The 12246-nt window shown below is 28.5% G+C and carries 10 protein-coding genes and 1 tRNA gene; 8 read left to right on the plus strand and 3 right to left on the minus strand.

Annotated elements, in window-relative coordinates; translation table 11 throughout:
- Window position 1: 1 nt before the first annotated feature.
- The 3 genes from rplI to E5347_RS16070 all read left to right on the plus strand — a co-directional run bounded on the left by rplI (window position 2) and on the right by E5347_RS16070 (window position 3943).
- A complete protein-coding gene (rplI, locus tag E5347_RS16060) occupies window positions 2–445 on the plus strand; it encodes a 50S ribosomal protein L9 (protein WP_136008241.1) in 444 nt (147 codons plus the stop codon).
- Between the two features lie 36 nt (window positions 446–481).
- On the plus strand, window positions 482–2350 hold the full coding sequence (lonC, locus tag E5347_RS16065) for a Lon family ATP-dependent protease (protein ID WP_425350488.1): 1869 nt from the start codon (window positions 482–484) through the stop codon (window positions 2348–2350).
- Between the two features lie 258 nt (window positions 2351–2608).
- Entirely contained in the window at window positions 2609–3943 is a 1335-nt protein-coding gene (locus E5347_RS16070) for a replicative DNA helicase (RefSeq protein ID WP_136008243.1), read from the plus strand.
- Between the two features lie 197 nt (window positions 3944–4140).
- On the opposite strand, the gene E5347_RS16075 is transcribed toward E5347_RS16070, so the two are convergent.
- A complete protein-coding gene (locus E5347_RS16075; RefSeq protein ID WP_136008244.1) occupies window positions 4141–4437 on the minus strand; it encodes an Hsp20/alpha crystallin family protein in 297 nt (98 codons plus the stop codon).
- 132 nt (window positions 4438–4569) lie between these two features.
- Between E5347_RS16075 and proC the strand changes: the two genes are divergently transcribed.
- Window positions 4570–5370 (plus strand): pyrroline-5-carboxylate reductase, encoded by an 801-nt coding sequence (gene proC, locus E5347_RS16080; protein ID WP_136008245.1) that lies wholly within the window; start codon window positions 4570–4572, stop codon window positions 5368–5370.
- Window positions 5371–5525: 155 nt separating this feature from the next.
- On the opposite strand, the gene E5347_RS16085 is transcribed toward proC, so the two are convergent.
- The gene (locus E5347_RS16085; RefSeq protein WP_136008246.1) at window positions 5526–6704 is read right to left on the minus strand and encodes an NAD(P)-dependent malic enzyme; all 1179 of its coding nucleotides are present in this window, start codon (window positions 6702–6704) and stop codon (window positions 5526–5528) included.
- Between the two features lie 174 nt (window positions 6705–6878).
- Here E5347_RS16085 and E5347_RS16090 point away from each other — a divergent pair, with 174 nt between their 5' ends.
- From E5347_RS16090 to E5347_RS16100, 3 genes are all read left to right on the plus strand, one after another.
- Window positions 6879–8168: an adenylosuccinate synthase gene (locus tag E5347_RS16090; protein ID WP_136008247.1), complete on the plus strand. Its 1290-nt coding sequence runs from the start codon at window positions 6879–6881 to the stop codon at window positions 8166–8168.
- A 289-nt stretch (window positions 8169–8457) separates the two neighbouring features.
- Window positions 8458–9555: a hypothetical protein gene (locus E5347_RS16095; RefSeq protein ID WP_207670503.1), complete on the plus strand. Its 1098-nt coding sequence runs from the start codon at window positions 8458–8460 to the stop codon at window positions 9553–9555.
- Window positions 9556–9776: 221 nt separating this feature from the next.
- Window positions 9777–10526 carry an acyl-[acyl-carrier-protein] thioesterase gene (locus tag E5347_RS16100; RefSeq protein WP_136008248.1) on the plus strand — a complete coding sequence of 250 codons (750 nt, stop codon included), beginning with the start codon at window positions 9777–9779 and terminating at the stop codon, window positions 10524–10526.
- Between the two features lie 155 nt (window positions 10527–10681).
- On the opposite strand, the gene E5347_RS16105 is transcribed toward E5347_RS16100, so the two are convergent.
- Entirely contained in the window at window positions 10682–11926 is a 1245-nt protein-coding gene (locus E5347_RS16105) for an NAD(P)/FAD-dependent oxidoreductase (protein ID WP_136008249.1), read from the minus strand.
- Between the two features lie 245 nt (window positions 11927–12171).
- On the opposite strand from E5347_RS16105, the gene E5347_RS16110 reads away from it, so the two are divergent.
- Window positions 12172–12246: transfer RNA gene (locus E5347_RS16110), tRNA-Glu, on the plus strand.

The following is a 12246-nucleotide window of genomic DNA, read 5'->3' on the forward strand; positions in this document are numbered from 1 at the left end:
CATGAAGGTAATATTATTACAAGATGTTAAAAAATTAGGTAAAAAAGGTGATGTTATAGAGGCATCAGATGGATATGCAAGAAATTTTTTATTTCCTAGGAAATTAGCTGAAGAAGCAAATAGTTCAAATATGCATATATTAAATGCTAAAAAGGAAAATGAAAGAAAGAAAAAGCTAGCTGAAATAGAAGCAGCTCAAAAATTAGCTTCTGAATTAAAAGGAAAAGAAGTTAAGATAGAAGCTAAAGGTAATAATGGAAGATTGTTTGGAGCTATAACTAGTAAAGATGTAGCGGAATTAATTAATAAAGAATATAAGTTATCAATAGATAAAAAGAAAATTGTTATGGATACAATTAAGGTTGCAGGTAGTTATGATATAGAAATTAAAATATATCCAGAAGTATCTACTAAGATGAAGGTAACCATTGTAGAGCAATCATAAGGAGGACTAAGTTTGAAGGCTTACGATGAAACAAATATAGAGAGTTTATTAGATAGTGATCTATCTTTAGACGCACAAGCAAATGTAATAAATCAGATATTAAATAATGTATTAGATGAAGGTGCCGTTAGAGCTAGGATAGTAAGATTTAAACTACAAAAGTATATAAACTCTATTAACATATGCGAAAGATTATATGCATTAAATGTAATTGCATCAGATGGTAAGGGACTAAAGGCAGTACCTAAGGAAGAAGAAATAAGGGATGTACTAGAAGATACAATTTATTATATATCAGAAAATATTGCTAGAAAATATGTTCAAAATAAAGTAGAAACTCAAGTGGAAAAGGCCCTTCAAGAAAGACAAGATAAGTTTATGGATGACATAAAGCTATCAATAATAAAGAAGCAAAAAGGCCCAGAAAGCACTAAAACAACAGTAAAACTTGAGAGATTAGAAGCATTAGATGCTAAAAATATAAATAAAAATGTTATGAGTCTTTTAAGACCAGAAAATTTTGAGGAGATAGTAGGCCAAGAAAGAGCTATTAAGTCATTAATATCAAAGATGTCTTCACCATATCCTCAACATATAATTTTATATGGACCACCTGGGGTTGGTAAGACTTCAGCTGCTAGATTAGCATTAGAAGAGGCTAGAAAATTAAGATTTACACCATTTGATGATGATTCTAAGTTTGTTGAGGTTGATGGTACTACATTGAGATGGGATCCGAGAGAAATAACAAACCCACTTCTAGGATCAGTTCATGATCCAATCTATCAAGGTAGTAAGAAGGACTTAGCAGAAATAGGTGTTCCTGAACCTAAGACTGGTCTAGTTACAGAAGCTCATGGTGGAGTGCTATTTATAGATGAAATCGGAGAATTAGATGAAATACTTCAAAATAAGCTATTAAAGGTTTTAGAAGATAAGAGAGTAGAATACTCATCATCATATTATGATCCAGATGATGAAAATACTCCTAAATATATAAAGTATCTTTTTGAAAAAGGAGCTCCTGCAGATTTTGTTTTAATAGGAGCAACTACAAGAGATCCAGGAAAGATTAATCCTGCTCTTAGATCAAGATGCACAGAAGTATATTTTGAGCCACTTTCATCACAAGATATTATAGGAATAATAGAAAATGCAGCTAAAAAGCTTAAAGTTGAAATAGAAGATGGTGTTGCAGAGCTTGTAAGTAGATATACTTTTGAAGGAAGAAAGGCAGTAAATATTCTAGCTGATGCATATGGATATGCCTTATATAATTCAAAGGATGATTTAAATACTAAAATTACTATTAGTGATGTAGAAGAAGTTATATCTATAGGAAGATATGTACCATATGAAATAATTGAAGAAACTAACAAGTTTGAAGTAGGTCATACTTATGGATTAGGTGTAAGTGGATTTATGGGTTCTACATTAGAAATAGAAACAGTAGTATTTGAATCTAAAAAGCCAGGCATGGGAATAGTTAAGTTTAATGATACAGCTGGTTCTATGGCTAAGGATTCCGTATTTAATGCAGCATCTGTAATAAGAAGAATGACAGATAAAGATATTAAGGATTATGATATACATGTAAATATTGTTGGAGGAGGAAGAATAGATGGTCCATCAGCTGGAGCAGCTATTACAATATCAATAATAAGTGCATTATTAGAAAGACCTATCAGACAAGATGTTGCGATAACAGGAGAAATATCCTTAAGAGGAGGCATTAAACCTGTTGGAGGAATATTTGAAAAGATATATGGTGCTAGAAGAAAAGGTATAAAACTTGTTTTAGTACCTAAGGCAAATGAAAAAGAAATTCCTTTAAATCTTCAAGATGTAGAAGTTAAGGCTATTAGTACTATTGAAGAATTAATGGATATAGTATTTGAAAAATAATATAGTTAAATAAAAGCTGATAATTAGAGTATTTAAGTCTATCTTATTAAAATTAGATTTAATAATATAATTTTTATCAGCTTTATTTCGTATCATTGTATAAGCTAAATTTTTTGTTAAGAGTTAAAAAGGAAAATTATAAAAAATTTAAATAAGAATATTAAATATAAAGCTTGTTGACTATAGTAGTAAATATATATATTTAATATAATATATATATTTGATATAATAGTTGTATTAATAATGAGGAGGTTACATATGGATGCACCAATAATGAGAAGTTTGCCTCAAAGTTTAGAAGCTGAGCAGTCAGTAATTGGGGCTATGATAATAGATAAAAGTGCTATTTCTAAAGCTCTAGAAAAGCTAAAAGATGAAGATTTCTATAGAGATGGTCATAAAGTCATTTTTAAGGCTATTAGAGAGATGTTCTCTAAGGATATGGCTGTTGACCTTGTAACCTTATTAGAATATTTAAAATCAACGGATAACCTAGATAAAGCAGGTGGAGTTACTTATATATCAGAAGTAAGCTCATCAGTTATAACTACTGCTAACTTAGAAGCGTATATAAAAATAGTAGAAGATAAATCTACTTTAAGAAAGCTTATTAAATCAGCAACACAAATTATAGAAGAAAGTTATAATAAGCAAGATAAAGTTGAAGATGTTATAGATATAGCTCAAAAGAAAATCTTTGATTTAGCAGAAAAACAAGGATCTAATGAATATGAATCATTAGCCAATGTACTAGAAAGAGGATTTTTAGAGATAGAAAGGCTATTCAATAATAAGGGATCTATAACTGGTGTTGGATCAGGTATAAGAGACTTAGATGCTAAAACATCAGGGTTCCAAAAAGGGGATATGGTACTTATAGCTGCAAGACCATCTATGGGTAAAACAACATTTTCTCTAAATATTGCAGAAAATGCAGCACTTAGAGAAGGAAAGAGTGTAGTTATATTTTCTCTGGAAATGTCTAAGGAGCAATTAGCATATAAATTGCTTTGCTCTGAAGCTAATGTAGATATGCTTAAGCTTAGAACTGGTAATCTAGATGATGATGACTGGGAGAGAATTGCAAGAGCTACAGGACCACTTTCTAAAGCAAAAATTTACATAGATGATACTGCTGGATTAAGTGTAATGGAAATGAGATCAAAGTGTAGAAAGATAAAAATGGAGCATGGTATAGATATGATTCTTATTGACTACCTTCAACTTATGAGTGGTAGTGCAGGAAGTGAAAGTAGACAACAAGAAGTATCTGAAATATCTAGATCTATTAAAGCACTTGCCAAGGAAATGGAATGCCCTGTTATAGCTTTATCTCAGCTTTCTCGTGCGCCTGAGCAAAGAGCTGACCATAGACCAATGTTATCTGACTTAAGAGAATCTGGATCTATAGAGCAGGATGCTGACGTTGTTATGTTCTTGTATAGAGATGAATATTATAATAAGGAAACAGAAGAAAAAAATATAGGTGAGTGTATTATAGCAAAACAAAGAAATGGCCCTGTTGGAACAGTTAAGATGGCTTGGATAGGAGCACACAGTAAGTTTGCTAATTTAGAACTTGTATATGAGTAAGAAATGAGCTGTCTTAAAGACAGCCTATTTCTTAATTAATAATGAAGAATTAAAAATAAAAAATTGTGGATGTAATTCCTACGGAATTACTAAAATAAATTAAATTTTAAAACTCCTAAGGGGGTTTTTTCCTTAATTAGATATTATTCATTATACATTCTACATTATAATTTATATTCCTATATTGAAGTTAGAGTCTAACTCCCTTTAGGAATTTTAATGTAGACTAGATTAGCATGTACAGAATTTTGAACCCTGTCTATATCTACATTTTTTAAATAAAAAATTCTTTTAAATTTATATAGTAAGTTTTCTTTACTTTTTAAGGAGAGGTTTAAAACTAAGAAGTTATTTACGTACTTTATTAATATTTCTTCTTTAGTAAGGTCTTGAAGAAAAATATAAATATCATAAAATTTATCTTTATCAACAATATTAATTATTGGATTTTTATTTTTATTAAGTTTATTTAAGTCTAATAAATTTTCTTTCATTATATATCCCTCCTTATTAATTAGTGTGCAATTTAAAACTTAAGATATCCTATGAGTAAAGTGGGGAAAAACTTAAATTATAAAAAAATAAGAAAAATATTTATAAAAAATCTTAATAAGGAAGTGATAGTAATGGATAAAAAGATCGGATTTATAGGCTGTGGAAATATGGGAAAAGCTATTCTTGGAGGGATTATAAATTCAGGTAAAATAGCACTAGATAATATATTTGTATCTACAAGAAGTAAAGAGTCAAAATTAAAGATAGAAGATGAGTTTAAAGTTAAGGCATCATTAGATAATAATGAAGTTACAGCATTTTCAGATATATTATTTTTAGCAGTAAAACCAAATATGTTTAAAGATGTATTAAATGAAATAAAGGACAGTATAAATAAGGATACATTAGTAGTTTCTATCGCAGCAGGTGTAACTGTAAAAGATATAGAAGATATATTAGGAACAGATAAAAAGATAGTAAGAACTATGCCAAATACACCAGCTTTAGTTGGAGAGGCAATGTCAGCAGTTTGTTTTAATAAAAATTTAAATGATAAAGAGAGAGAAGATATTTTCAGTATTTTTAATATGTTTGGTAAATATGAAATATTAGAAGAAAAGTATTTTCATGGTTTCATAGCTCTTTGTGGCTCATCTCCAGCTTATGTTTTTATGTTTATTGAAGCTATGGCAGATGCAGCTGTAAAGCTAGGAATACCAAGGAATAAGGCTTATAAAATGGCGGAACAATCTATTTTAGGGTCGGCTAAACTTGCATTAGAAACAGGAAAACATCCTGGAGAATTAAAGGATATGGTTTGTTCACCAGGTGGAACTACAATAGAGGCAGTTATAGAATTGGAAAATAGTGGATTTAGAAGTAGTGTAATAAAAGCATTAGAAAAGTGTGCAGAGAAATCAGAAAATATGTAATATAAAAAATCACAGGATGCGGATATTTATAAATAATTTATAAAGTTTTGTATCCTGTGATTTTTTATATGTTTTTATTATAACTTTAAAATAATTTTATTATAGATTATCTAAATTAAAGTAATTAATATTAAGGTACAATTTTTTGATTTTTATTATTTGTAAATTTTTGAAATCCCACTTTTTATTGCAGCTTCTTTTACTGCATTAGCTACAGCTTTTTGAACATTTAAATCAAAGGCTTTTGGAATTATAAAGTCATAGTTTAGATCAGTATCATTTACTGAATTTGCTATAGCATTTGCAGCTGCAATTTTCATTTCTTCGTTAATGTCTCTAGCTCTTACATCTAAGGCACCTCTAAATATTCCAGGAAAAGCTAAGACATTATTTACTTGATTAGGGAAGTCAGAACGTCCAGTTCCAATAATCTTAACACCAGCTTCTTTAGCAACATCAGGGAAAATTTCAGGTATTGGATTTGCCATAGCAAATATTATTGCATCTTTATTCATAGTTTCAGCCATTTCTTTTGTAACTAAATTAGGTGCTGAAACACCAATGAAAATATCAGCATTTACTAAAGCAGACTTTAAGTCACCCTTAATATTAGCTTTATTAGTTATTTCTGAAAGCTCTTTCATAGATGGATTTAAATTATCTATATCCTTATTAATTATTCCGCTCTTATCACACATAAGTATATTCTTTGATCCAAAGGAAACTAGTAACTTACAAATAGCTGTTCCAGCGGAACCAGCACCATTGATAACTATTTTAGTATTTTCAATTTTTTTATTTACAAGCTTTAAAGCATTAATTAATCCAGCTAATACTACTATAGCAGTTCCATGTTGGTCATCATGAAAAACAGGAATATCTAACTTTTCTTTAAGTTTATTTTCTATTTCAAAACATCTAGGTGCAGAAATATCTTCTAAATTAATGCCACCTAAGGAGGGAGATATTCTTACAATAGTTTCAACTATTTCATCTACATTTTGAGTATTTAAAACTAATGGAAAAGCATCAACATCTGCAAATTCTTTAAATAGTATAGACTTACCTTCCATAACAGGTAATGAAGCTAATGGACCTATATCACCTAATCCTAAAACAGCGGTACCATCAGAAATTACAGCAACTGTATTCCACTTTCTTGTATAAGTATAAGCTGCATCGGGATTTTTATGTATTTCTCTGCACGGCTCAGCAACTCCAGGGGTATAGGCTAAGGTCAAATCTTTCTCATTAGATATATTACAATTAGACTTAATTTGGAATTTACCTCTTAATTCTTCATGGTACTTTAAAGACTCGTCATAAATATTCATAGAACTACTCCTTCTAAATTATACTAATATATTAATTATACGAACTATACTTGTATAATGCAAAAAAATATTCGCAAAAATATTGAAAGTTTATTTTGACTTTGTTAATATGTATTAGTAAATTTATTTTATAAGAAGGACTCAAAAGAAGTTCTTCATAAAGGAGGCAAATATATGTCAGCATTTGTTGTTTTAGGAGCTCAATGGGGAGATGAAGGAAAAGGGAAAATGACTGATTATCTTGCAGAAGAAGCACAAGTAATAGTTAGATTCCAAGGGGGAAATAATGCAGGTCATACTGTTGAAGTTGGCGATAAACAATACAAACTCCACCTGATACCATCAGGAATATTATATGATAATAAATTAAATATAATAGGTAACGGAGTTGTTGTTGATCCTAAGGCCTTATTTACAGAAATAGATTACTTAGAAGGTGAAGGTGTTAAAGTTACACCAGAAAAACTTATTGTAAGTGATAGAGCGCATGTTATTATGCCATACCATAAAGTATTAGATAAGTTAAAAGAACAAGCTAGAGGAAAAAATGATATTGGAACAACAGGTAAGGGAATTGGACCATGTTATACTGATAAATTTGAGAGATCTGGAATTAGAATTTGTGATTTAATAGATGAGGAAACTTTTAAGGAAAAATTAAAAGAAAATATTGAAGCTAAGAATAAATATATAGTTAATGTTTTAAATGGAGAAGCATTAAACTATGATGAAATTCTTACTGAATACTTAGAATTAGCTAATAGATTAAGAGCATACGTACAAGATACATCAGTTAAGCTTTATGATGAAATTAAAGCAGATAAAACTGTTTTATTTGAAGGAGCTCAAGGTATGTTACTTGATATAGATTATGGAACTTATCCATATGTAACTTCTTCAAATACTACTGCATGTGGTGTAGCAAGCGGTTCAGGTATAGGGCCAACTATGGTTACTAATGCTGTTGGGATAGCTAAAGCTTATACAACAAGAGTTGGCAAAGGACCATTTCCAACTGAATTAGATAATGAAATTGGTGAATGGATAAGAGAAAAAGGACACGAGTATGGAGTAACTACAGGTAGATCTAGAAGATGTGGATGGCTTGATGCTGTTATTTTAAAAACAACAGTAAGAGTTTCAGGATTAACATCATTATGTGTTACTAAAATAGATACTTTAGCAGGTCTTGATAAGCTGAAAATTTGTGTAGGATATAAATATGATAATAAAGTTATAGACTATTTCCCAGCAAGCTTAAAGGATTTAGCAAAATGTGAACCAATATATGAAGAATTTGAAGGTTGGGGAGAAGAAGTAGCTGAAGCTAGAAGTTATGATGAATTACCTTTAAATGCTAAGAAATACTTAGAAAGAATTGAAGAATTAACAGGAACTAAAATTTCTATAGTAGGTGTTGGTCCAAGAAGAGATCAAACTATTAGAGTTACAAAAGAACTATAACATATATTAAACTGTCTTAAATTTATTATTTTAAATTTAAGACAGTTTTTTTTATTTAATATTTCAAAAATAGTTAAAACATAGATGAAAATAATTAAGATAAGCTATAAAAGATTGATGGTTACTCAATTTTAGTAAGGGTTTATTTTTTTTTAAAAGATATAAATATAGATTAATATTAGGGCAATTATATAAAAATAGAGATTTTTAATATAAATTTTTATAAAAAAGTAAATTTTTATGATAATATTAATATATATAGTATAGAAATAAAATAAGGGGTGATAAAGTGGAAGTGAGAAATTATAATAAGTTATCAGTTTCAGAAATACTATCTAGGTCCTTTAATGTTTTAGGAAATAATATAGTAAATATATTAAAAGTAGTAGGGATATATATGGTACCTACTATAGTAGTATTATTTGCTATTATTTTCGGCGTATTTTTAACTAGCTTTCTAAGACTTGCATTTATGTCTTCATACTTAGATATAGATGATATTTTTGGAATGATGGGGTTCGGTAGTGTATTTTTAGTCTTTATATTAGCAATTATATCTTCATTAATATTAGCTTATGCCAATGCTATAATTATTAAAATTATTGATGATGCTAATAAGGGAAATGAGGTAAGTTTTAAATCAGCCAATAGTTATGTATGGCAAAGAAAATGGAAAGTTGTAGGTCTTAATGTCCTAGTTTATTTAATATTAACATTTTCTATATTAATATTTGTTCTTCTAGGACTTTTAATATCAGCATTAACATTAGGAATAGGATTTATACTTTTTATACCTGTAATGATTGCAATAGGTGTTATAGTTACTCCCTTAACGTCAGTATTTAACTCAATGCTTATAGTAAATGATATAAGTATTACTGATGCTATTAGGGAAACATTTTTATTATTTAGAAAGGGATACTTCTGGTCTACAGTTGGCTATATTTCTGCTATTGCAGGTATTACTATAGGTGTGGGAATATTACTTGGATTATTATCAGCTATACCTTTCTTAGGATTTTTTATTATGATAATCGGTCAATTTCTTATACAGATTTATTTATTTGCATACACAACTATCTATGTTTTAGATAGAACTAAGCATTTTGAAGGTAATAATAATTTTGGAGACTTTAAGGGCTATAATAACAATAATTATTATGAACCAAATAACTACAATGGTATGAATAATAATTATAATAATTCAAATGGATATAGTAGTGTTAATAATGATTACAATGGATTAAATAGTAATAATGATAACTTAATTAGTAATGGAGATAGTAATAACAAAATTGAAGAAGTAGATAGTACAGCTACAGAAAATAATGATAAAGTTGATGATAACAATAATAAAAATGATGGATTTATTGATCCTATAAACTAGATAGATAAGATGAAAAGTAAGAGTTTAGTATTTAACTTGAGATGATGGGGCTGCTGAAAAAGCAGCCCCATTAAAAATAAATATTTATTAATATAATTTTTTCAGAATTACTAAAATAAATTGCTTTTTAAAACTCCTAAGGGAGTTTTTTTATTAAATTTTCATTATTAATATTTAATTTTACATCAGGGAAATAGTCAATAATATAGGAGGAGATAGAAATGGGGAAGGTTTTTACTAAAGAATATGAGTTACATTATTATGATGTTGATAAGAATTTAAGAGCAAATATGTCAACAATTATAAACATTTTATCTGATATAGGAACTAAACAATCAGAAGAACTGGGATCAGGTATGAGTTCGCTTTTAGATCAAAATATGACTTGGGTATTTTATAATTACCATATTAAAATTTTTAGAAGTCCAGTATATGGCGAGAAATTATATGTATCTACAGAGCCAACAGGTTTTAAAAAGTACTATGCATTAAGAAATTATGAAATAAAAGATAGTAATGGAAATGTAATTGTTAGTGCTAATGCTATTTTTCTATTAATTAATATAGAGAAAAGAAGAATGATGAGAATACCTGAAGAGCAATACGAAATATATGGAGTTGATGGAGATTTAAAGGGAGACTTCAAAATTCCTAAGCTAGAAAGATTAGAAGAATTTAAATATGAGGATAAATTTAAGGTTAGATATACAGATATAGACTCAAATAATCATGTAAATAATACAAAATACATTGATTGGTCTATAGAAACTTTACCAGAAGAAATAGTAAATAATTATGTCTTAGATGAGGTAAGGGTGACTTTTGAAAAGGAATGTAAATATGGAGAAGAGGTAAAAGTATTTACAGATATAAGAGAAGAAGAGGGAGGAGCCCTAGTTACTGTTCATAAAATTGAAGCTAGTGATGGTAGAGAACTAACAAGGTTAATTGGATGTTGGAAAAAAATTTAACTTAACAGAAGTATAATTTAATAAAGTAAGAAGGGCTGTTGCTAATAGGTTTTAACTTTAGTATTGCAACAGCCCTTCTATTTAATTGCAGAATAATATCAATAATATAGAATTTAATTTATTCTTTTATATAAATAAAATTTAAAATAAATTAATTATGATTTAGCTATATTGTTAGCTACAAAATATCCAGAACTCCAAGCCCATTGTAAGTTAAATCCACCACAATCACCATCTACATCTAATATTTCACCAGAGAAATATAGGTCTTTTACCAACTTAGATTCTAGGGTATCTGAATTTACTTCTTTAGTATTTATTCCTCCAATAGTTACTTGAGCTTGATTAAAACCATTAGTATCAATGCAAGTAAATTTCCAAGACTTTAATACATTAATTAAATTTTTCTTATCCTCCCAAGTTAACTCATAGCAAGGCATATGTAAGTTAGTTATTTTTGAAGCCTTAAGAATAGTTGGAATAAGCTTTTTATTTACAACTCCTATTAAAGAATCTATAACAGGTCTATGAGATAGAAGTCCAAAGTGACATTCTATAAAGTTTTCTATTTCTTTATGATCTTCTTCAGGCATCATATCTACAAGAATTTCTACTTTCTTATTATTTAATAAAGCTTTAGAAGCATGACCTGAAAGTTGTAAAATAGGTGGACCTGATATTCCGTAGTCTGTAAATAATATTTCACCAAATTCTTTTCTTATAGGCTCATCATCTACTAAAAGTGTAGCAAAGCCATCAAACTTAACTCCAGATATTGATTTTAAATAAGGACTATTTAATTTTAATTGAACTATACCAGGTATAGTATTTATTATTGAATGTCCTAAAGATTTTGCAAGATTATATCCAGTACCATCTGAACCAGTTTTTACAGCAGATTTTCCTCCACAAGCTAAAATTAATTTATTACATGTGAATAACTTTTTATCTTCATTGCTTGTGGATAATTTAAATTTTTTATCCTTGTGGATAGATTTTACTTTACATTCTGTGTATAAAGGAATAGATCTATCTTCTAAAGCTAATCTTAAGATATCAACAACTGAAGATGCTTGAAGAGATTTAGGATATAATTTCCCGTTTTTTAATTCTATAATAGGTAAACCTAATGATAGAAAGATATTTTTAGTATCTTCTACAGAAAGGAAAGATAGAGCTTTAGTGAAGAAGCCTGAATTTTCACTATGATAATTAAAAAAAGGAAATGAAATAGTATTATTAGAAATATTACATCTACCATTCCCAGTAGTAAGAATTTTTTTACCTACTCTATCATTACTTTCAATTATTGCAACATCTAGTCCAAGATCCTTTGCATTAATTGCAGCAAATAATCCTGATGCGCCACCACCAACTATAATTAAATCATGATGAATCATAATATATCTCCTTATAAAAATAATATTTGTCTGTTGAACTAATTATATTAAATTATAATATACTTTAACTAAATAATTAAGGTTTTTAATTTAGTATAAATTGATTATTTTACAAGGTTTTATAGGGATTAAACTCGTATAATTTAAAAATAAAAAAAAAGTTATTAAAAAGTGTTGACACTATATTAAAATTTATGTATTATAGTTAATGTGCTCACGGGGAAAACCTGTGAGGAAATAAATAAGGCTCCTTGGTCAAGCGGTTAAGACACCACCCTTTCACGGTGGTATCAGGGGTTCGATTCCCCTAGGAGTCACCA

This window comes from Clostridium sartagoforme (genome assembly GCF_004794105.1).
Classification (GTDB): Bacteria; Bacillota; Clostridia; order Clostridiales; family Clostridiaceae; genus Clostridium; species Clostridium sartagoforme_B.